22 protein-coding genes and 1 other RNA gene are annotated in these 20,685 nt (G+C 72.8%); 4 read left to right on the top strand and 19 right to left on the bottom strand.

Going from position 1 to position 20,685, the window contains the following annotated elements:
* Positions 1-5 precede the first annotated feature (5 nt).
* The 3 genes from mraZ to rsmI all read right to left on the bottom strand — a co-directional run bounded on the left by mraZ (position 6) and on the right by rsmI (position 2,443).
* Complete coding sequence (gene mraZ, locus G408_RS0105795; protein WP_028770334.1) at positions 6-452, bottom strand: division/cell wall cluster transcriptional repressor MraZ; 447 nt, start codon at positions 450-452, stop codon at positions 6-8.
* Between the two features lie 359 nt (positions 453-811).
* An RNA gene (gene rnpB, locus G408_RS14745) (RNase P RNA component class A) lies at positions 812-1,181 on the bottom strand.
* 431 nt (positions 1,182-1,612) lie between these two features.
* Entirely contained in the window at positions 1,613-2,443 is an 831-nt protein-coding gene (gene rsmI / locus G408_RS0105800) for a 16S rRNA (cytidine(1402)-2'-O)-methyltransferase (RefSeq protein WP_037412483.1), read from the bottom strand.
* A gap of 55 nt (positions 2,444-2,498) precedes the next feature.
* Between rsmI and G408_RS13370 the strand changes: the two genes are divergently transcribed.
* Complete coding sequence (locus tag G408_RS13370) at positions 2,499-4,148, top strand: penicillin-binding protein activator (protein WP_051282662.1); 1,650 nt, start codon at positions 2,499-2,501, stop codon at positions 4,146-4,148.
* 16 nt (positions 4,149-4,164) lie between these two features.
* Positions 4,165-4,548, top strand: coding sequence for a YraN family protein (locus G408_RS0105810; protein ID WP_037412486.1), 384 nt, complete (start codon positions 4,165-4,167; stop codon positions 4,546-4,548).
* 5 nt (positions 4,549-4,553) lie between these two features.
* Here G408_RS0105810 and G408_RS0105815 read toward each other — a convergent pair whose 3' ends face one another.
* From G408_RS0105815 to G408_RS0105860, 10 genes are all read right to left on the bottom strand, one after another.
* On the bottom strand, positions 4,554-5,060 hold the full coding sequence (locus G408_RS0105815; RefSeq protein ID WP_245584269.1) for a phosphatidylglycerophosphatase A family protein: 507 nt from the start codon (positions 5,058-5,060) through the stop codon (positions 4,554-4,556).
* Positions 5,057-6,028 carry a thiamine-phosphate kinase gene (thiL, locus tag G408_RS0105820; protein ID WP_028770338.1) on the bottom strand — a complete coding sequence of 324 codons (972 nt, stop codon included), beginning with the start codon at positions 6,026-6,028 and terminating at the stop codon, positions 5,057-5,059. The genes G408_RS0105815 and thiL overlap by 4 nt, the downstream gene beginning before the upstream one ends.
* A 9-nt stretch (positions 6,029-6,037) precedes the next feature.
* Complete coding sequence (gene nusB / locus G408_RS0105825; protein WP_028770339.1) at positions 6,038-6,496, bottom strand: transcription antitermination factor NusB; 459 nt, start codon at positions 6,494-6,496, stop codon at positions 6,038-6,040.
* Entirely contained in the window at positions 6,493-6,972 is a 480-nt protein-coding gene (gene ribH, locus G408_RS0105830) for a 6,7-dimethyl-8-ribityllumazine synthase (RefSeq protein WP_028770340.1), read from the bottom strand. The genes nusB and ribH overlap by 4 nt, the downstream gene beginning before the upstream one ends.
* A 60-nt stretch (positions 6,973-7,032) precedes the next feature.
* Positions 7,033-8,124 carry a 3,4-dihydroxy-2-butanone-4-phosphate synthase gene (gene ribB, locus G408_RS0105835; RefSeq protein WP_028770341.1) on the bottom strand — a complete coding sequence of 364 codons (1,092 nt, stop codon included), beginning with the start codon at positions 8,122-8,124 and terminating at the stop codon, positions 7,033-7,035.
* On the bottom strand, positions 8,121-8,738 hold the full coding sequence (locus tag G408_RS0105840) for a riboflavin synthase (protein ID WP_028770342.1): 618 nt from the start codon (positions 8,736-8,738) through the stop codon (positions 8,121-8,123). The genes ribB and G408_RS0105840 overlap by 4 nt, the downstream gene beginning before the upstream one ends.
* Positions 8,739-8,856: 118 nt before the next feature.
* The gene (gene ribD / locus G408_RS0105845; protein ID WP_028770343.1) at positions 8,857-9,960 is read right to left on the bottom strand and encodes a bifunctional diaminohydroxyphosphoribosylaminopyrimidine deaminase/5-amino-6-(5-phosphoribosylamino)uracil reductase RibD; all 1,104 of its coding nucleotides are present in this window, start codon (positions 9,958-9,960) and stop codon (positions 8,857-8,859) included.
* Entirely contained in the window at positions 9,960-10,481 is a 522-nt protein-coding gene (nrdR, locus tag G408_RS0105850) for a transcriptional regulator NrdR (protein ID WP_028770344.1), read from the bottom strand. Before nrdR ends, ribD begins: the two co-directional genes overlap by 1 nt.
* 11 nt (positions 10,482-10,492) lie before the next feature.
* Entirely contained in the window at positions 10,493-11,761 is a 1,269-nt protein-coding gene (glyA, locus tag G408_RS0105855; RefSeq protein ID WP_028770345.1) for a serine hydroxymethyltransferase, read from the bottom strand.
* A gap of 114 nt (positions 11,762-11,875) precedes the next feature.
* Positions 11,876-12,388, bottom strand: coding sequence for an RcnB family protein (locus tag G408_RS0105860; RefSeq protein WP_028770346.1), 513 nt, complete (start codon positions 12,386-12,388; stop codon positions 11,876-11,878).
* A gap of 217 nt (positions 12,389-12,605) precedes the next feature.
* On the opposite strand from G408_RS0105860, the gene ettA reads away from it, so the two are divergent.
* On the top strand, positions 12,606-14,267 hold the full coding sequence (gene ettA / locus G408_RS0105865) for an energy-dependent translational throttle protein EttA (protein ID WP_028770347.1): 1,662 nt from the start codon (positions 12,606-12,608) through the stop codon (positions 14,265-14,267).
* 98 nt (positions 14,268-14,365) lie between these two features.
* Positions 14,366-15,196: an orotidine-5'-phosphate decarboxylase gene (gene pyrF, locus G408_RS0105870; RefSeq protein WP_028770348.1), complete on the top strand. Its 831-nt coding sequence runs from the start codon at positions 14,366-14,368 to the stop codon at positions 15,194-15,196.
* Positions 15,197-15,214: 18 nt separating this feature from the next.
* Here pyrF and G408_RS0105875 read toward each other — a convergent pair whose 3' ends face one another.
* Genes G408_RS0105875 through G408_RS0105900 form a run of 6 tightly spaced genes read right to left on the bottom strand, consistent with a single transcriptional unit; the run spans position 15,215 to position 20,672 of the window.
* Complete coding sequence (locus tag G408_RS0105875) at positions 15,215-16,159, bottom strand: sensor domain-containing diguanylate cyclase (protein WP_051282663.1); 945 nt, start codon at positions 16,157-16,159, stop codon at positions 15,215-15,217.
* The gene (locus tag G408_RS0105880) at positions 16,156-17,034 is read right to left on the bottom strand and encodes a glycosyltransferase family 2 protein (RefSeq protein ID WP_028770350.1); all 879 of its coding nucleotides are present in this window, start codon (positions 17,032-17,034) and stop codon (positions 16,156-16,158) included. Before G408_RS0105880 ends, G408_RS0105875 begins: the two co-directional genes overlap by 4 nt.
* On the bottom strand, positions 17,031-17,876 hold the full coding sequence (locus G408_RS13375) for a class I SAM-dependent methyltransferase (RefSeq protein WP_051282664.1): 846 nt from the start codon (positions 17,874-17,876) through the stop codon (positions 17,031-17,033). The genes G408_RS0105880 and G408_RS13375 overlap by 4 nt, the downstream gene beginning before the upstream one ends.
* Positions 17,873-18,754 carry a glycosyltransferase family 2 protein gene (locus G408_RS0105890; protein ID WP_037412496.1) on the bottom strand — a complete coding sequence of 294 codons (882 nt, stop codon included), beginning with the start codon at positions 18,752-18,754 and terminating at the stop codon, positions 17,873-17,875. The genes G408_RS13375 and G408_RS0105890 overlap by 4 nt, the downstream gene beginning before the upstream one ends.
* The gene (locus tag G408_RS0105895; RefSeq protein WP_028770352.1) at positions 18,751-19,902 is read right to left on the bottom strand and encodes an ABC transporter ATP-binding protein; all 1,152 of its coding nucleotides are present in this window, start codon (positions 19,900-19,902) and stop codon (positions 18,751-18,753) included. Before G408_RS0105895 ends, G408_RS0105890 begins: the two co-directional genes overlap by 4 nt.
* Positions 19,899-20,672, bottom strand: coding sequence for an ABC transporter permease (locus G408_RS0105900; RefSeq protein ID WP_028770353.1), 774 nt, complete (start codon positions 20,670-20,672; stop codon positions 19,899-19,901). The genes G408_RS0105895 and G408_RS0105900 overlap by 4 nt, the downstream gene beginning before the upstream one ends.
* Between the last annotated feature and the right edge of the window lie 13 nt (positions 20,673-20,685).

Raw genomic sequence — 20,685 nt, forward strand, 5'->3', positions numbered from 1 at the left:
CGCCGCTACAACCGCAGGTCCTGCATCGCCGCGCTGATGCCCGCCTGGCCGATGGTCTGCCGCATCTGCGCGAGGTGGGCCTGCTCGCTCCACAGCTCGAGCCGCCCGCCCATGCCCATGAGCACCGCCCGCTTCTCGATGCCCGAGGTCATCCGCATCGAGGCCGGAAGCAGCACCCGCCCGGCGGAATCCGGCTCCAGCGGCGTGGCCGCGCCCACCAGCATGCGCTGCAGCACGCGGTGTTCCGGCACGAAGGGCGAGAGCGCCACCACCTGGTCGCGCACTGCCTGCCAGGCCGCTTCGGGATAGAGGTAGAGCGAGCCTTGGTCGAAGGGGTTGTAGGTGAGCACGAGACGGTTGCCGCACTCACGCGCGACGATCTCGCGGAAGGCGACGGGAATCGCCAGCCGGCCCTTGTCGTCGATCGTGATGGCGGTCTCGCCCTGGAACATGCCCGTCGGTGGACTCCCACCTTCTCCCACAAAAAACCAGAAATTCCCTCAGGCGCCCACGGTAGGCCCGTGACGGGGGAGTGTCAATGACTTTTTGCGGGCAATTTCGCTAGGCGCATCAAGGCCTTAGCCAACACTTCAAGTATCACTTTAAGTATTTATCCACAGGCCTTGTTTTCAGTGGAAACGTGACCGGCCCGACGCTTGGCCTGTGGCAGCCGGCCCGGCACGGCCACCGGGCCGCCGGAGCGCGGCAGGGAAGCAGCAAGGCGACGGCGGGCCGGGAGGAGGGGGGCAGCGGCGGCCGGGCGGGCACGGGTCCGCCGCCCGGCGAACCCCGGGGACAATGGGGGAGGAGGTGACGGAGCCGGCCGATAAGCCGGGTTCTGTAGGCGGCCTTGCGGCCGCTGGCAGCCATTCCTCTCGGCGACACCTCGCGGTGGCGCTCAAGCAACCTACCCGGGTGCAGGCCGGGCCGGCCCATCGCACCCCTATTTGGTCTTGCTCCGGGTGGGGTTTGCCGTGCCCCGCGGCGTTGGCCCCGCGAGCGGTGGGCTCTTACTCCACCGTTTCACCCTTGCCACGCACCCTCGCGGGCCGTTCGGCGGTCTGTTCTCTGTTGCACTTTCCGTCGGCTCGCGCCGCCCAGGCGTTACCTGGCACCCTGCCCTGTGGAGCCCGGACTTTCCTCGGCGGGATTGCTCCCGACGCGACTGCCTGGCCGACTCCGTCGCCGCCAGTGTACGCGCCGCGGCGGGGTGGCGGATGAACCGGCGCGGTCGGCTGGCGCGTGTGGCATGTTCCGCTGGATCGCTTGCCGGCCGCGCACGGTTCCATCTGGAGTGCGCCTGCCTCGTGCGGAAGGCGGTCGCGGGCGCCTCAGATTCCGCGTCCGGCTCCATATTCGGCGACGCAGGCCATCCTAGGCCTCTCCCCACTGACCGCCATCCGCACGGGCGCGGCGCGGGAAGTTCGTCGCGGTGCTGTCGGGAAAAGCACGGCTCGCCGCAGCCACGCGGAGCGCCGCGCCCGCGGGGAGTGCGCCCCCGTGAGCGAGGCACGACGCCGAGCGTCCGCGAATACGGCGCTGGACGCAGAGTTTGAGCGGCACGGGGGCGCAATCACCGCGAAGGCAGGCGCTCCCCGGAGAAATGCCCCACTCACTCCCCGCCGTACAACGCCTTGCGCGGCGCCCCGCTCAACTCCGCGGCGAGCTTCGCCGCCACCGAGGGCTTGAGATGCGCCGAAAGTGCGGCATACAGGCGCCGGCCTTCGGCGAGCTGGGCTGCCTCGTCATCTTCGCTGCCGCGCACCACCAGAACGAACTCGCCCTTGCGCTGGTTGGCATCGGCGGCCACCGCCGCGGCGATCGCGCCCAGCGTGGGCCCGAGCAGGGTCTCGAAACGCTTGGTGAGCTCGCGGCCCAGCATGGCCTCGCGCCCGGTGCCGAAGGCCGCGATGGCATCCACCAGCATGGCTTCGATGCGGTGCGCGCTCTCGTAGAACACCAGGGTGCGCGGTTCGGCAGCGAGGGTGGCGAGGCGCTCGCGGCGCGCGCCCGCCTTCGCCGGCAGGAACCCTTCGAAGCAGAACCGGTCGCTGGGGATGCCGGCCACGCTGAGCGCGGTGATGGCGGCGCAGGCGCCGGGCACCGGCACCACCGGCAGGCCGGCCTCGCGCACCGCCCGCACCAGCCGGTAGCCGGGATCGGAAACCAGCGGGGTGCCGGCGTCGGAAACCAGGGCCAGGGCCTCGCCGCCCCGCAGGCGTTCCACCAGCCGGGCCGCCACCCCGCCCTCGTTGTGGTCGTGCACGGCCACGAGCGGCGTGCGCAGGCCGAACTGCGAGAGCAGCACCGCGGTGTTCCGGGTGTCCTCGGCGGCGATCGCATCCACCGCCGCCAGCACCCCACGGGCGCGGGGCGTGAGATCGTCGAGATTGCCGATCGGCGTGGCAACGACGTACAGCGTTCCTCTGGCGATTTCCGACATCGTGTCCTCCCGGCGGCACGTATCATTCCAGACCCCAGCCCCCGAGACATCCCGCATGGCGATCCGCCCGGCCCGACGCCCCGCCTTCCCGCTCCTGCTGCCGCTCGTCCTCGCCCTTGGCCTGGCGGCCTGTGCCAGCGCTCCTGGCGTGCGGCCCGAGGAGGCGGCCGACCGCTTCGCACGGGCGGAGCGCGCACTGCAGGCCGGCGACCTCGCCACGGCACGCGGCGCGCTGGCCGAACTGCCGCGGCGGCGCCTCGAGGCCACGGAGCAGCTGCGCTACGACCTGCTCGCGGCGGAGCTGGCCCTGGCCGAGGGCCGCGGCGCCGAGGCGCTGGCCCTGCTGCAGCAAGACCCGCAGACCGTGCCGCGGGAGCGGCGCGCCGACTGGCTCGGCCTGCGCGCCCGGGCGCTGGCGGCCAGCGGCGACCGCTTCGGCATGGCCGCGGCGCTGGCGGAGCGCGCGGCCTACCTCGAGGGCGAAGCCCGCGCCCGCGCCCTGCGCGATGCCGAGCGCCAGCTCAAGGCCGTGCCGGACGCGGCCCTGTCGCGGCAGGCGGGTTTCCTTGCCGCCGACGATGCCCTGCTGCCGCTGGCGCAGCGTGAACTGCGGCGGCGCGGCCTCGAGGCGGTGCGGCCCGCCAGCGCACCGGCCCCGGCCATTCCGCCGTTTGCCGATGGCTACGCCCCGCCCCGGCGCATTGCCGTGCTGCTGCCCATGAGCGGTGAGCTCGCGGCGGCCGGCGCCGCCGTGCGCGACGGCCTGCTTGCCGCCTACTACGCGGAACAGCGGCCACGGCCCCAGCTGCTCTTCCTCGATACCCGGGGCAGTGCCGAGGGCGCACGCCAGGCCCGGGCCCGGGCCGTGGAACAGGGCGCCGAGCGGGTGCTCGGCCCGCTCGGCCGCGAGGAAGTGGCGGCGCTCGCCGCCCTCCCTGCCGATGGACTCGGCTGGGTGGCGCTCAACCGCACCCCGCTCGGCGGTCCGGGCGGGGCCAGCTTCGCCCTCGCCCCGGAAGACGAGGGGGCCGCCGTGGCCCAGCGCCTGCTCGAACGCGGCATCCGCCGCGTGCTCGCCATCGTCGAGGCCGATGACAGCGCCCAGCGCGGGCTGGCCGGCTTCCGCGAACGCTTCGTGGCGGAAGGCGGGCAACTGCTGGCCGAGGCCTCGATCGACCCCCTGGGCGGCACCGCCGCCGAGGCCCTGGGGCGGCTCGCGCCGCGCGCCGCCGAGGCCCAGGCCCTGTTCATCGCCGCCCGCGCGCCCGCCGTGCGCATCCTGATGCCACAGCGCGAGGCCGCCGGCCTCGCCGCCCTGCCGGTGGTCGCCACCTCGCTGGTGCAGTCGGGTGCCGACCCGCGGCTGGACCGGGAGCTCGACGGCCTGCAGTACCCCGAGCTGCCCTGGCTGCTCGGCGATCTCGTGGGCCCGGGCGAGGCCGAGGCCGTGGCCCGTAGCCTGCCCAGCGCGCGCGGCGGCGCGGCGCGCCTGTTCGCCTTCGGATACGACGCCTGGAAGGTAGCCACCCATCTCGAGGCCCTGCAGGGCGGCGCGGTGCTGCGTGGGGCCACGGGCGAACTGGGCCTCGATGCCGCCGGAGTGATCGAACGCCGCCCGGCCTGGGCCGAGTTCAGCGGCGGCCTGACCCGCCGCGCCGCCGATGGCGCCCTGCTACCGGTGGAACCGGCATCCGGCACGCCCTGAACCGGAGCCCGGGCGCATGGACGCGCAAGCCCCCCGCACCGCTGCCCAACGGGTGGGCGATGCCGCCGAAGCGGCCGCCCTCGCCCTGCTCATGGCGCAGGGCCTGCGCCCGCTGGCGCGCAACGTGCGCTACAAGGTGGGCGAGCTCGACCTGGTGATGCTCGACGGCGAGGTGCTGGTCTTCGTCGAGGTGCGGCGGCGCGGCAACGCGGCCTTCGGCGGCGCGCTCGCCAGCATCGACCGGGGCAAGGCCCGCCGCTGCGCGCTCGCCGCCAGCGCCTTCCTGCAGCGGCATCCCCGGCATGCCGGGCGTGACTGCCGGTTCGACGTGGTGGGCTTCGATGGCGGCGGCAGGGCCGACTGGCGGCGCGCCGCCTTCACCCTCGACGACCTCGGCTGAAGGCCTCAGCGGACCGCAAGCAGGGGCCAGGCGGCGAGCAGGCCCTGCACCACCGCCAGCGCCATCAGGCCCGCCAGCAGGTCGTCCACCATGGTGCCGAAGCCGCCCTTCAGGCGGCGGTCGGCCCAGCGCACCGGCCAGGGCTTCCAGATGTCGAACAGGCGGAACAGGACGAAGGCCAGCAGCACCCAGGGCCATTCCCGCGGCAGCATCCAGAGCGCGACCCACATGCCGAGGTACTCGTCCCAGACCACCAGCGAGGGGTCCTCGACCCGGCACTGGCGGATCACCCAGTTCGCCGAGAGCACGCCGACCACGAAGGCGAGCAGCAGGAAGCCGGCGTAGTCGGCCGGTGGCAGGGCGTGCAGCCAGCCCCACCAGGGCAGGATGGCCGCCAGCGAGCCCATGGTGCCCGGCATGCGCGGCGAGAAGCCGGCGCCGAAGCCGGCGGCGAGCCAGCCGCGCGGATCGCGCATCAGCCGCCGGCGCGTGCCCGCGGGAAGCAGGCTCACGCGCCGTCCTCGGCGAAGTGCACGTAGCCGCGGCGCTCCGGCAGCGGCAGGGGCAGGCCGTCGGCATCGAGCAGCCGCAGGCTGGCCCCGGCGGTGATGCGTCCCACCCGGGAAAGCGGCAGGGCAAGCCGGCCGGAGAGCCGCTCCACCGCCGCACGCTCGCTCGGCGGAGCGGTGAAGCACAGCTCGTAGTCGTCGCCGCCGCTGAGCTGCAGGGCGCGGCGGGCGACGGGGTCGGGGAAGGCCTCGCGCAGGTCGGTGGAGGCCGGCAGGGCCTCGACCTCCACCTCCGCGCCGACACCGCTCGCGGCCAGCAGATGGCCGAGATCGGCAAGGAAGCCATCGCTGATGTCGATGCAGGCGGTGGCCAGTCCGCGCAGGGCCTGCCCGGCGCCGAGCCGCGGCGTCGGCCGGTCGAGGCGCTGGCGCAGCGGTCCGACCCGCAGCATCGGCGTGCCGGCCTTCCACAGGGCCAGGGCCCCGGCGGCATCGCCGAGGCTGCCGCTCACCCAGACATCGTCGCCCGGCCGCGCGCCGCTGCGGCGCAGGGCGAGGTCCTTCGGCACATGGCCGACCACGGTGACGCTCAGCGCAAGCGGCCCCCGGGTGGTATCGCCGCCGGCCAGGGCCACGCGATGGCTGTCGGCCAGGGCGGCAAAGCCGGTGGCCAGTTCCTCGACGAACCGGGGGTCCTCGGCGGGCAGGGTGAGGGCCAGCAGGGCCAGGGCCGGGGTGGCGCCCATGGCGGCGAGGTCGGACAGGTTCACCGCCAGCGCCTTCCAGCCGATCGAGGCGGGTGGCAGGCCGCGGTTGAAGTGCACGCCCTCCACCAGGGTATCGACGGCGAGGGCCAGGCGCTCGCCCGCCGGCGGGTCGAACAGGGCGGCATCGTCGCCGATGCCGAGCGGCACGTCCTCGCGCGCCAGGGCACGGCGGCGGAAGGCCTCGATCAGGCTGAACTCGGGCATGGCGCGGCGTCAGCGCCGGCCGGCCCCGGCCTCGGCCGGCCTGAAGGCGGCGGCGGCGCGGTCGAGCACGCCATTGACGTAGGTGTGGCCATGCTCGGCGCCAAAGCGCTTGGCGGTCTCGATGGCCTCGTTGAGCACCACCCGGTAAGGCACGTCGAGGCGGTGCAGCAGTTCGAAGGCGGCGATGCGCAGCACCGCGCGCTCGATCGGATCGACCTGCTCGATCGGCCGGTCGAGGAAGGCGGCAAGCCGCTCGTCGAGCAGGGCCCGGTGCTCGGCCACGCCCTTCACCAGGGCCTCGAAGTACTCCAGATCGGCCACTTCCATGTCCTGCTCGTGCTGGAACTGCTGCAGGACCTGCGGGATCGAGGTGCCCGCCATCTGCCAGGCGTACAGGGCCTGCAGGGCGCGGCGGCGCGCACGGGAGCGTGCGGCAGGATCGATGCCATCGGTGCGGATCGGCTTCATTCGTGGGTCTTCTGCCAGTGCGTCAAAAGATCGCTCGTCTCGAGGGCGGCCAGCGCCGCCTCCTCGCCCTTGTTGCCCATGCGGCCGCCGGCGCGGGCCTCGGCATCGGCATAGGTCTCCACCGCCAGCACGCCGTTGGCCACCGGCAGACGGAAATCGAGCTGCAGCCGCATCAGGGCCTGGCTGCAGCCATCGGCCACCTGCTCGTAGTGCCGGGTATCCCCGCGCACCACGCAGCCCAGGGCGATGATCGCCGCGGCCCGGCCGCTGGCGGCAATGGCCGCGGCCACCGGCGGAATCTCCCAGGCCCCGGGCACCCGCACCACCTCGACCCGTCCCTCCTCCACCCCGTGGGCGAGCAGGGCCTGGCGCGCGCCCTCGACGAGGGCATCGGTGATCTTCGGGTTCCAGCGGCTGGCGACGATGGCGTACTGGCCCGTGGGGCGGGGCCGGAGGTCGCCTTCGAATCGGGGCATGGCGTCGTGGCAGGGAAAACGGCCCGACAGTGTACGCCCTCGGCCGTCCCCCCGCCCGGCTCAGCGCAGGGGCAGGTACTCGAGCACGTCGAGGCCGTAGCCGCCGAGCCCGATCTGCTTGCGCGGCGTGCCCAGCACCCGCAGGTGGCGCAGGCCGAGGTCGGCGAGGATCTGCGAACCGGCGCCATTGCGCCGCCACTCCTGCACCCGGCCGGCCGGGGCCTCGGGCTGCTCGGTGATGCGCGCCAGCAGGGCGTCCGGCCCCACGGCATCGGCCAGCACCACCAGCACCCCCTCGCCTTCGGCGGCGATCCGCGCCAGGGCATCAGAGGCCGAACCGCCGAAGTCCGGGCGCTGCCACTGCAGCACGTCGGCCAGCACGTTCTTCACGTGTACCCGCACCAGGGTCGGGCGCTCGCCCGAAGGGCTGCCGCGCACCAGGGCAAAGTGCAGCTCGCGGCTCAGCCGGTCGCGGTAGGTGAGCAGGCGGAACGGGCCGTGCGCCGTCTCGATCGGGCGCTCGTCCACCCGCTCGACGGTGTGCTCGGTGGCGAGGCGGTAGCGGATCAGGTCCTCGATCGAGCCGATCTTGAGGCCGTGCTCGCGGGCGAACACCTCCAGCTCGGGGCGGCGCGCCATCGAGCCATCGGGATTGAGGATCTCCACCAGCACGCCGGCCGGCTCCAGGCCCGCCAGCAGGGCGAGGTCGCAGGCCGCCTCGGTATGGCCGGCGCGCGTCAGCACGCCGCCTGGCTGGGCCATCAGCGGGAAGATGTGCCCGGGCTGCGAGAGGTGCTCGGGCCGGGCATCGGGACGCACCGCGGTGCGGATGGTGTGGGCGCGGTCGTAGGCGCTGATGCCGGTGGTCACGCCCTCCGCGGCCTCGATGCTGACCGTGAAGTTGGTGTGGTGCGGCGAGGTGTTGCTGCTCACCATCGGCCCCAGGCCCAGCTGGCGGCAGCGCTCGCGGGTCAGCGAGAGGCAGACGAGGCCACGCGCGTGCGTGACCATGAAGTTGATGTCGGAAGGCCGCACCAGCTCGGCGGCCATGATGAGGTCGCCTTCGTTCTCGCGGTCCTCGTCGTCGACGATGACCACCATCCTGCCGGCGCGCAGGTCCTCGAGGATCTCGGGAATCGGGGCGAAGCTCATGCCCAGCCCTCCGTTTCCTGCAACCGCGCCACGTAGCGCGCCACCGTGTCCACCTCGAGGTTGACCGGGGTGCCCACGGCCATGCCGCCGAAGCCGGTGTGCGCCAGGGTGTGCGGCACCAGCATCACCTCGAAGCCCTCGCCATCGGCGGCGTTCACCGTCAGCGAGGTGCCGTCCACCGCCACCGAGCCCTTGGCGGCGATGAAGCGCAGCAGGGCCTTGGGCGCGCGGAAGCGCCAGCGCTGGCCCCGGGCGTCGGCCTCCACCGACTCGACGAGGCCGATGCCGTCGACATGGCCGCTGACGAGGTGGCCGCCGAGGCGGTCGCCCACCCGCAACGCCCGCTCGAGATTCACCGCCGCGCCCACGGGCAGGCTGCCGAGGGTGGTGAGGGCCAGGGTCTCGGTGGAGACGTCGGCATCGAACCAGGCCCCGTCCGGGGCCGCGGCATCGAAGGCCACCACGGTGAGGCAGACGCCATTGCAGGCGATCGATTCGCCGAGCTCGACATCGGCGAAGGGCAAGCCCCCCACGGTGAAACGCAGTCGCTGGTCGCCGCCGAGCGACTCGCGGGCGACGAGGCGGCCGACGGCCTGGATGAGTCCGGTGAACATCGCGGGGTCCGGTTCGGGAAGCCCGCGATTATAGGGAGCCTGCCCGGGGCGGGCGTCGCGGCCGGGACAACGCGCCGTTGCAGCGGGCGCGGGCGCCCACGGGCCCGCGCCCCATGCCTCAGCCCCGCGGCCGCAGGCAGAGCCGCAGGTCGCCGTCGGGGAAGGCGTGCAGGTCCACGGTTTCGAAGCCGATGCGCTCGGCCATGCGCTCGATGCCAAGGCCGCCGAACAGCGGCCGGCCGCGGTCGCCGAGCAGCACCGGCGCCACGTAGAGCAGGAGCTCGTCGACCAGGCCGGCGCGCAGGAAGGCCCCGGCCAGGGTGGCGCCGGCCTCCACCTGTACCTCGTTCACCTGCCGGATGGCGAGCTGGGCCAGCACCGCCTCGAGGTCGAGGTGGCCGCCGAGCCGGGGCACGGCGAAGCCCTCCACCGTGGGACCGTAGTCCGGGACGATGTCGTCGGCATGCGCCACCAGGGTGGGCGCCTCGCCATCGAGTAGACGGCAGGCACGTGGCAGGGCGCCGTGATGGTCGAGCACCACGCGCATCGGCGGCACGCACTCCACGCCCTCGGGCAGCCGGGCGGTGAGCCGGGGGTCGTCGGCCAGCACGGTGCCAAGGCCGGTGAGGATGGCCGAGGCCCTGGCCCGCCAGCGCTGCACATCGGCGCGCGCCGCCTCGCCGGTGATCCACTTCGATTCGCCGCTGGCGAGCGCCGTGCGGCCATCCAGGCTCATCGCCAGCTTCACCCGCACCCAGGGCCGGCCATGGCGGGCGCGCATCAGAAAGCCGCGGTTGAGCCACTCGGCCTCGTCGGCCAGCAGGCCCTGCTCCACCGTGATGCCGGCGGCCTGCAGGGCGGTGAACCCGCGCCCGGCCACGGCATGGAACGGGTCGCGGATGGCCGCCACCACCCGGGTCACGCCGGCCGCCACCAGGGCATCGGCACAGGGCGGGGTGCGGCCGAAATGGGCGCAGGGCTCCAGGGTGACATAGGCCGTGGCCCCGGCCGCCCGGCTCCCCGCCTCACGCAGGGCGAAGACCTCGGCATGCGGGCCGCCAGCGCGCTTATGGGCACCGCGCCCTACCACCTCGGCGCCGTGGGCGAGCACGCAGCCCACCATCGGGTTCGGCCTGGTGGTGAACTCGCCGGTGGCCGCGAGGCGCAGGGCCTCGGCCATGTGGCGGTGGTCGATCTCGCTGAACGCCGGGGCGATGGCCATCACTTCCGCGTCCGGCCCGGCTTCGGCATGGGATCGGAAAACGGCAGTTCGAGGGTCTGGGCCGCCGGCAGGTCGCGCTCCAGCTTCTCGATCTCCTCGCGAAAATCCTGCACGTCGCCGAAACTGCGGTACACCGAGGCGAAGCGCACATAGGCCACCTGGTCGAGCGGCTTTAGCTGGTCCATCACGTGCTCGCCGATGCGCCGCGAGGGCAGCTCGCGCTCGCCGCTCTTGCGCAGTTCGTTCACCACCGCGCGTACCGCGGCATCGATCCGCTCGGCCGGCACCGGCCGCTTCTGCAGGGCCTTGTCGAAGCTGGCGCGCAGCTTGCGCTCGTCGAAAGGCTCGCGCCGGCCATCGCTCTTCACCACCGCGGGCAGGCGCCACTCCACCTGCTCGACGGTGGAGAAGCGCTCGCCGCAGGCCGGGCACTCGCGGCGGCGGCGGATGCTGCTGCCGTCCTCGGCCACGCGCGAGTCGATCACGCGGCTGTCCTCGTGCGGGCAGAAGGGGCAGTGCATCCGTCAGCGGCTCAGCCGTAGACCGGGTACTTGCGGCACTGCGCGGTCACCGCCGCGCGCACCCGGGCGATGACCGCCTCATCGGCCGGGGCATCGAGCACGTCGGCGATCCAGTTCGCAAGCTCGATGCAGTCGGCCTCGGTATAGCCGCGGGTGGTGATGGCCGGAGTGCCGATGCGCAGGCCCGAGGTGATGAAGGGCGAGCGCGGGTCGTTCGGCACGGCGTTCTTGTTCACCGTGATGTGGGCCGAGCCGAGCGCGGCCTCGGCATCCTTGCCCGAGACCTCGCGGCCGATCAGATCGACCAGCATCAGGTGGTTCTCGGTGCCGCCAGAGACGATCTTGTAGCCGCGGGCCATGAGGGCGCCCGCCATGGCCTTGGCATTCTTCACCACCTGCTGCTGGTAGGTCCTGAAGGCCGGCTCGAGCGCCTCCTTGAAGGCCACGGCCTTGGCGGCGATGACATGCATCAGCGGGCCGCCCTGGATGCCCGGGAAGACGATGCTCTGCAGCTTCTTCTCGATTTCCTCGGCCTTCTCGCCGGCGCCGGCCTTGCTCATCACGATGATGCCGCCGCGCGGGCCGCGCAGGGTCTTGTGGGTGGTGCTGGTGACCACGTGCGCGTGCGGCAGCGGGTTCGGGTAGACGCCTGCGGCGACGAGGCCGGCGATGTGCGCCATGTCGACGAACAGGTAGGCGCCCACCCTGTCGGCGATGGCGCGGAAGCGTGCCCAGTCCATGATCTGCGAGTAGGCCGAGAAGCCGGCGATGAGCATCTTCGGCCGGTGCTCGAGGGCGAGGCGCTCGACCTCGTCCATGTCCACGAGGCCCTGCTCGTTGACGCCGTACTGCACGGCATTGAAGAGCTTGCCCGAGGCATTCACCTTGGCGCCGTGGGTGAGGTGGCCGCCGTGGGCGAGGCTCATGCCGAGGATGGTGTCGCCCGGCTGCAGCAGGGCGAAGAACACGCCCTGGTTGGCCTGCGAGCCCGAATGCGGCTGCACGTTGGCGTAGTCGGCGCCGAACAGGGCCTTGCAGCGCTCGATGGCCAGCCGCTCGGCCACGTCGACGTGCTCGCAGCCGCCGTAGTAGCGCTTGCCCGGGTAGCCTTCCGCGTACTTGTTGGTCAGCACCGAGCCCTGCGCCTCCATGACGCGCGGGCTGGCGTAGTTCTCCGAGGCGATCAGCTCGACATGGTCTTCCTGGCGCTGGCGCTCGGCGGCGATGGCCGCGGCCAGTTCGGTGTCGTAATCGGCGATGCGCATGCTGCTCGGGAACATCGGGCTCGGGCCTCGGCAAGGAAAGGGGCGGGAGGCCCTAGTGTAGCCGCCCGCCCTGCCTCCCTTGGGGATGCCGGCCCGCCCCGGCCCGGTCGCCCGGGCCTGCGCAGCGCGTCAGCCGTTGAGGATGGCGTCCACCACGATGCCGGTGGCAATCGCCACCAGCAGCCAGTTGCCGCGCTCGTCGCGGCGCCAGTGGTGGCCGTGCGGCGGGTGGCGCAGGCCGTAGCGGTGGTAATCGACCACGACATAGGTGGGCGCCCAGTGGTAGTCGTGGATGCGGTAGCCACGCTGCCAGCGCGGTGGCGTGCGATAGACCGGGGCATAGACCACCCGCGGCGGCGGCACGTGGATCACCACCGGCGGCGGGGCGTGATAGACCACCCGCGGTGGCGGGCCATAGCCGCGGCCGGGGTGGCCGTCGCGGCGATGGTCGCGGCGGGCATCCCGCCGGCCGTCGCGGTAACCCTGGCGGTAGTCGCGGTCACTCCAGCCGTGATGCTGCACCGAGTGGCCACGCTCATGGTGGCGGCGGCCGTCGTCGCGGGCCTCGACGGGCTGGCCGAGCGCAAGCGCGCCAGCGGCCACGAAGGCGGCGAGGGAGGAGGTCAGCAGTCCGGTACGCATGGCAGTGGGCTCCGGTGGGACGTGGCCCGAGCATCCCGCGTCCTGCCTGAATCGTCTCTGGCCACGCGGCCGGCCGGCTGCCGCCATTCAGCCGCCGGAGCCCTCCCCCGCCGCGCCGCGGGGCGGCCGGGCCCGTCCGGTATACTCGACGGGTCCCCGAATGCCCCCTCCCGCCGCCGGCGCCGCCGCGGCCGGGCGCGTCTGAATGGAGTGAAGCATGCAGTACATCTACACCATGAACGGTGTCAGCAAGACCGTTCCGCCCAAGCGCCAGATCCTCAAGGACATCTCGCTGTCCTTCTTCCCCGGCGCGAAGATCGGTCTGCTGGGCCTGAACGGCGCCGGCAAGTCGAGCCTGCTGCGGATCATGGCCGGCGTGGACACCGATTTCGTCGGCGAGGCCCGCCCGCAGCCCGGCATCAAGGTGGGCTACCTCGAGCAGGAACCGAAGCTCAACCCGGAACACACCGTGCGCCAGGCGGTGGAGGAAGGCCTGGGCGAGCTCTTCAGTGCCCAGGCCCAGCTCGATGCCGTCTACGCCGCCTACGCCGAGCCGGACGCCGACTTCGACAAGCTCGCCGCCGAGCAGGCGCGACTCGAGGCGATCCTCGCCGCCGGCGACGCCCACCAGGTAGAGCAGCAGTTGGAAGTAGCCGCCGACGCCCTGCGCCTGCCGCCCTGGGATGCCAAGATCGCCCATCTTTCGGGCGGCGAGAAGCGCCGCGTGGCGCTGTGCCGCCTGCTGCTGCAGAAGCCCGACATGCTGCTGCTCGACGAACCCACCAACCACCTCGACGCCGAGTCGGTGGAGTGGCTGGAGCAGTTCCTGCAGCGCTATCCCGGCACCGTGGTGGCCGTGACCCACGACCGCTACTTCCTCGACAACGCCGCCGAGTGGATCCTCGAGCTCGACCGCGGCCGCGGCATCCCGTGGAAGGGCAACTACACCGAGTGGCTGCAGCAGAAGGACGAACGCCTGCGCCAGGAGGAGAACCAGGAGAAGGCCCGGCAGAAGGCGATCCAAAAGGAGCTGGAGTGGGCGCGGCAGAACGCCAAGGGCGGGCGCACCAAGGGCAAGGCCCGCCTCGCCCGCCTGGAAGAGCTGCAGTCGCAGGAATACCAGAAGCGCAACGAGACCAACGAGATCTTCATCCCGCCGGGCGAGCGCCTGGGCAACAACGTCATCGAGTTCAGGAACGTCAGCAAGAGCTATGGCGACCGCCTGCTGATCGACGACCTCAGCTTCATCGTGCCGCCTGGCGCCATCGTCGGCATCATCGGTCCGAATGGTGCCGGCAAGTCCACCCTGTTCCGCATGCTCACCGGGCAGGAAACGCCCGACAAAGGCGAGATCCTGATCGGCCCGACGGTGAAGCTGGCCTACGTCGACCAGAGCCGCGACAAGCTGGAGGGCAACCACACCGTCTTCCAGGAGGTCTCGGGCGGCGCCGACATCCTCAACATCAACGGCATCGAGATCCAGTCGCGCGCCTACATCGGCCGCTTCAACTTCAAGGGCCAGGACCAGCAGAAGATGGTGGGCTCGCTCTCCGGCGGCGAGCGCGGGCGCCTGCATCTCGCCAAGACCCTGCTGCAGGGCGGCAACGTGCTGCTGCTCGACGAACCCTCGAACGACCTCGACGTGGAAACCCTGCGCGCGCTGGAAGACGCGCTGCTGGAGTTCCCCGGCTGCGCCATGGTGATCTCGCACGACCGCTGGTTCCTCGACCGCATCGCCACCCACATCCTCGCCTTCGAGGGCGACTCGCACGTGGAGTTCTTCATGGGCAACTACCGCGAGTACGAGGAGGACAAGAAGCGCCGCCTCGGCGAGGAGGGCGCCAAGCCGAAGCGCATCCGGTTCAAGGCCTTGAAGTAACGAGTGGAGAGGAGAGAGGAACGAGTGGACAGCACGAGAACCACTCCTTCCTCTCTGCTCGCTTCATCACTCTTTCCTCCACCCAAGGATCTCCGGCCATGACCTTCCATTCCATGCTGAAGCGCCGCTGGGCTGCCTCCGGCTCCCTGCTGTGCGTCGGCATCGACCCGGAACCGGGGCGCTACCCCGCCCCGCTGGCCGACGACCCGGACCGGGTCTTCGCCTTCGGCAGGGCGATCGTGGATGCGACGGCCGAGTACGCCTGCGCCTTCAAGCCGCAGATCGCCCACTTCGCCGCGCAGGGGGCGGAGGATGCGCTGGCGCGGCTCATCGCCCACATCCATGCCGCGCATCCCGGCATCCCGGTGATCCTCGATGCCAAGCGCGGCGACATCGGCAGCACGGCCCTGAACTACGCCCGCGAGGCCTTCGACCGCTTCCGCGCCGACGCGGTCACGGCCAACCCCTACCTCGGCGGCGATTCGCTGGCGCCCTACCTCGAACGCGCCGACCGCGGCGTGGTGGTGCTCTGCCGCACCTCGAACCCGGGGGCGGCCGACCTGCAGGACCTGCCGGTGGCCGGTGCCGACGGCACGAGCCGCCCGCTCTACCAGCACGTGGCCGAAAAGGCCGCGCGCGACTGGAACGCGAACGGCAATCTCGCCCTGGTCGTCGGCGCCACCTGGCCGGAACAGCTGGGCGAGGTGCGCGCCATCGTCGGCGGCGCGGTGCCCCTGCTGGTGCCCGGCATCGGCGCCCAGGGCGGCGATGTCGGGGCGGTGCTGAAGCACGGCCTCGACGCCGACCGCACCGGGCTCGTCATCAGCAGCTCGCGGGCCATCCTCTACGCCAGCGGCGGCGCCGATTTCGCCGAGGCTGCCGCCCGCGTGGCGCGCGAGACCCGCGACGCCATCAACCGCCACCGCTGAGGCACTCCGGTTCCCGGCTCAGCCCAGGCGCCGGTCGATCCAGCCCGGATGCGCCACCAGCCCGCGCCCGGCATGCTTGGCCTCGTAGAGCCAGTGGTCGGCGCGGCGCAGGAGATCGGTGGTGCTGGCGTCCTCGTCGGCCATGGCCACCACGCCGGCACTGAAGGCTACGCCGATCGCCTGGTCGGCGAGTTCGAACGGACGGACATGGAACTGCGCCTGCCATTCACGCAGCAGGGCCGCGGCCGACGGCAGGGCAAGACCCTCGAACAGCACGGCGAATTCCTCGCCGCCGATGCGGCCCAGCACCTTGCCGGCGGCCGGCCAGGCCAGCAGGGCCTTCGCCACGTAGCGCAGGAAAGCATCGCCCACGGCATGGCCGAAGCGATCATTCACCGCCTTGAAGTGATCGAGGTCGAGGATGGCGAGCGCCAGCGGCAAGCCGGCAGCGCGGGCGGTCTCCATCGCCGCTTCCAGCCGGGCGAGGAAGGCGCGGCGATTGAGGAGGCCGGTGAGCTCGTCGGTGGTGGCAAAGCGCTGCAGTTCGGCCTCGAGCTGCCGGCGGCGGGTGATGTTGATCACCACCCAGGCCACGCAGTCGGGCACGTCGCCCGCCCCGGCCACGATCGGAGCGATGCGACCCATGAACCACTGCGGCCCCGGCGGGCCGTCGTGGGCATTGCCGGCGCAGTCGTCGGCCGAGAGGGTGTACTCGTAGACATGCGGCTGGCCGGTATCGATCACCCGGCGCACGTCGGCGAGGAAGCCGTCGGCGATGGCGGCCGGCATGATGTCGTGCAGGGTCTTGCCGACGAGATAGGCGAGGCTGTCGTAGGCCGCGCGGTCGCTGCCGCCGAAGGCCTCGAGATAGCGGCCGTCGCGGTCGAGCACGAACACCGGGTCGACCAGGGCCCGGGTCACGGCTTCGAGCAGGGCGAGGCGATCGGGCGGGCCAGGGCTCATCGGGCGCGGCGGCGGGAGCGTGCTCCCAGCATCGCACGCGGCAGGGCGATCAATGTGAAACGCGCCGCGAGGGCCAGGGCCACCAGCGGCCGCCAGGCCCAGGCCCGGCCAGGCGCCTCGAAGCGCCGCCAGTAACGCCACAGGCCGCGGTGCTTGTGCCATTCCACGAACAGCGGCCGGGCGCGGCTCGACACCCCGCGGTGGTGCAGCACCGGCACGTCGTTGGCCACCGCCACGCTGAAGCCGGCCGCGCGCAGGCGGCGGCAGAAATCGAGGTCCTCGACATGCAGGCGGTAGCCGGCGTCCCAGCCGCCGATACGCTCGAAGGCCACGCGCGGCACCAGCATCAGGGCCCCGGAGCAGGCCTCCACCGGCTGCAGGGCCCTGCCCTCCTCCACCGGGAGGGCGAGGGCATCGCGCCCGCCGCGGGCGGCGAGCAGGCGGCCGAGGCTGAGGTCGTGCCGCCGCGCGGCGGCATCGCGCCGGCCTTCGGCATCGCGCAGGTCGGCGCCGAGGGCGCCGGGCGTGGGCACGGCGGCGGCATGCGCCAGCAGGCGCTCGAGCGTGCCCTGCGGCAGTTCGCAGTCCGGGTTCACGAACAGCAGCCAGGGCGAGTCTCCGGCCGCCGCCCCGGCATTGCAGGCCGCCGCGAAGCCGGGGTTGTGGTCGAGTTCGAGGAGCGAGAGGCGCGGCTCGCCGGCCGCCATGGCCCGCACCCGCGCCCGGCTGTCGTCGCGCGAGCCGTTGTCCACCACCACGAGGCGGACGAGCGGCGGCTGCGCCAGCAGGGAGTGCAGGCAGGCCTCGAGGGTGCTGGCGCTGTCGTAGGCCACCACCACGGCATCGACTCCGCCGCTGCCCTGCGCTGCCGTCACGGGCCGTCGGGCAGGCCGGCGGCGCGCAGGCGCTCGCGCAGGGTGTGGGCGTAGCGGTCGGTGGCGAGCAGCTCGCGGATCACCTGGTGGTAATGGGCATGGATGCTCTGCTGGGCATCGGCAAAGCAGCTCAAGGCCGGCAGGCCGGCCAGCGACTCGCCGCGCTTGGCGCACACCGCCACGTGGTACATCGGCAGGGTGCGGATGCCGCCGAACACGTCCTCGCCGTCCTGGGTGAAGGCGGTGGTGGCGCCGGTGCCGCCATCGAGGCGCCAGAGCAGGGAATGGGTGACCACGCGCTGGCCATAGAGCCGCCAGCGGGCGAAATGGCGGCCGAGCAGGGCCTCGAACTCCTCGCGGTAGAGCTCGCGCACATGGTGCGGGTTCTGCTCGCCGGCAAGGTCGGTGTAGGTGTGCTTGTCCGGCGTGGAGACGAGCAGCAGGCCATCGGGCTTCAGCACCCGGGCGAAGCCGGCGAGCAGGCGGTCGTGCTCGGCGAGGTGCTCGAGGGTCTCGAAGCTCACCACGAGGTCGAGGCTCTCGGTGTCGATGGCGGAGAGATCGAGCACGTCGCCCTCGAGGAAGCGCAGCCTGGGATGCACGTAGCGGCGGCGGGCATGGGCGATCACTTCCGGCGCGCGGTCGATGCCGGTCACCATGGCCGCGGTACGCGCCAGCAGGGCGGCGCCATAGCCCTCGCCGCAGGCGGCATCCAGCACCTGGCGGCCGCGCGCCAGCTCCATCGCGAAGGCGTAGCGGTGCCAGTGCTCGTAGGCCATCTCGCGCGGCACTTCCGGGTGGTAGCGCTCGCCGGTGAAGGGCAGCGGCGTGGCCTCGCTCATCGGAACAGGTCTCCCTGCGGACTCTCGGCCGCCAGCATAGCGAGGGCCTCGGCAAGACGCTGCCGCGGGCCGCGCAGCGGGTCGTCGAGGATGTAGCGGGCGATGCGCTCGTTGTAGCCGGGCCAGCGGGCATTGAGCCGGCGCAGGTTCTCGCCGCCGGGAGCAAGGCCGGTGGCGGCGAAAGAGGCATGGCCGCGGTGCACCACATAGGCGTCGTCGCAGAGCACGTGGCGCCAGCCATGGGCCTCGGCGCGCAGGCACCAGTCGTTCTCCTCGCCATAGCCGCGGCCGAAGGTCTCGGCATCGAAGCCCCCCACGGCGCGCAGGGCGGCACGGCGCAGGGCCATGCAGAAGCCCACGGCGGTGGGCAGCACGGGATAGGCGGGCGCGAGCCGCGCGGCCGCGGCGGCGAGGGCCGCCGGATCCGCGGGCGCCGGATTGGGCGAGACGAACAGGGGGAAGCTCACGATCTCGCCATTGTTGCTCCAGGGGGTAGCCGAGGCGATGCGAGGGTCGCTGGCGAGGCAGGCCGCCAGCCGCTCCAGCCACGGCCCCTGCGGCTCGGTATCGGAGTTGAGCAGCACCACGTCGTCCTCGCCGGTCTCGGCGAAGGCGGCATTGCAGTTGGCCGGGAAACCGAGGTTGCGCTCGCGGCGCACCAGGCGGGCCGCGAGCCGGGTGCGGCGCACCCAGCCCTCGAGCAGGGCCGGCACCCGCGGATCGGGGGAGGCATCGTCGGCCAGCAGCACCCGGGTCCCCGGGGCCAGGCTGCGGTCGAGCGCGGCGAGACAGGCATCCACCGCCTCCAGGGCGTTGAACACCGGCACCACCACCACCGGCAGGCGGCTGGGGTCGATGCGTGCGGGCGCCGGGCTCATGGCGCCTCCCAGCGGTGCGGCAGGCGCACGAAGCCGAACTCGCGGCTCTCGCCCGGCAGGTCGAAGGCCTGCTCCACGGTGTGGAAGACGCGCAGGGCCTCGGGGTCCATGGTGTGGGCGCGGAAGCGGTAGCGGCCGGGCAGCAGGGCCGAGACATCGAGCTCCAGCCGGGCGCCGAAGCCGCCCTCCGGCAGCGGCCAGGGCCCCTGCCCGTCGATCTCGGTGCTGACGCCGTACACCGGCGTGCCATCGGCCCGCACCAGACCCACCAGCAGGTGCGGGCGCTCGCCCTCGCGGGAGCGGGCAACGAGCCGCACCGAGAGCCGCCCTCCGGCCAGGCTCAGGTCCAGCGACTCGATGCGGTATTCGGGCAGGCCCTCCGCTGCCGCCTCGCCGGCGGCCGCATCACGCGCCTCCAGCCAGGCCTCGTAGCGCCGCGACACCGCGTGCGCCTCGCCCTGGGCCTCGATCCGGCCCTCGCGCAGCCACAGCGCATGGCGGCAGAGCTTGCGTACGTGGTAGGGGCTATGGGAGACCAGCAGCAGGGTGCCGCCCCCGGCGAGATAGCCGTCGATCCAGCGGATGCATTTCTTCTGGAAGCGCTCGTCGCCCACCGCCAGCACCTCGTCGGTGATGAGGAGGTCGGGACGGGTGGCGGCCACCACGGCGAAGCCGAGGCGCATGGCCATGCCGCTGCTGTAGTGCTTCACCGGCTCGTCGAAGTAGCGGCCGATGGCGGCGAAGTCCTCGATCTCGGGCAACTTGGCCTGCAGCGCGAGCCCGGAGAGCCCGTGCAGGGCCGCGGCCATGCGCACGTTGTCCCGGCCGCTGTATTCCGGGTGGAAGCCGGCCCCGAGCTCGAGCAGGGCGCCGATGCGCCCACGGCGCTCGATGCGGCCCTCGCTCGGGGTGAGGGTGCCGGTGACCAGTTTGAGCAGGGTGGATTTCCCGGCACCGTTCTCGCCAATGATCGCCAGCGACTCGCCGCGCCGCACCTCGAGGTCGATGCCGGAGAGCACCGGCACCTCGCGCCGCGGCGGGCGCCCGAGCAGCAGGCGGCCGAGGGCCGAGAGGCGGTCGCCACGCGCCCCCACCACCGGGTAGCGCTTGCCCACGCCGGAGAGCCGCACCAGCCACTCGCCGCTCACAGGAAGTCCTCCAGATGCCGGCCGGCGCGGCGCTGCAGGGCGAGCGAGAGGCCGAGCAGCAGCACCGCCACCGCCGCCGATGCGGCGAGCGCCGCCCACGGCAGGGCCGCGCTGCCCGAGAGCCCGCCGCGGATCGCCTCGATGGGCGCCACCAGCGGGTTCCAGCCCAGCGCCGCGGCCACCGGCGCCGGCAGCTGCGCGCGCTCGTAGAGCACCGGCGAGAGGAAGAAGCCAAGGCCGGTGAGCTGGCCCACGAGAGGGGCGAGATCGCGGACGAAGACCTGCAGCAGGGCGGCGATGCGGGCCAGCGCCAGGGCCATCAGCGCCAGCACCGCCAGCGCCGCCGTGGCGGCGAGCAGGCCGGGCGCCGAGGGCCGCAGGCCAGAGGCGAGCAGCACGGCGAGCACCACGAGGAAGCCGGCCAGGTCCACCAGCACGCTCGCCAGCACCCGCGCATGCACGTAGAGCGCGGGCGGCAGGGGCACGCGGGCGATCAGGCCGGCATGGTCGAGGTAGGTGGTGACGCCGCGGTTCACCGCGTTGGCGAACAGCAGCCAGGGGAAGAGGCCGAGGGCGAGGAAGACCGGATAGGCCATGCCGGCGCTGGCCGAGCGCGCCGGCAGCAGCTGGCCGAACACGAAGGCCAGCACCGCGAGCTGGGCCAACGGCAGCAGCACCAGCCAGGCCGCGCCCAGCAGGCTGCCCTGGTAGCGCTCGCGCCATTCGCGGCCGAGCAGCTCGCGCAGCACGGAGCCGTGGGGAAAACGCATGGCCGGGCTGGGG

Source organism: Silanimonas lenta DSM 16282 (genome assembly GCF_000429065.1).
GTDB lineage: Bacteria > Pseudomonadota > Gammaproteobacteria > Xanthomonadales > Xanthomonadaceae > Silanimonas > Silanimonas lenta.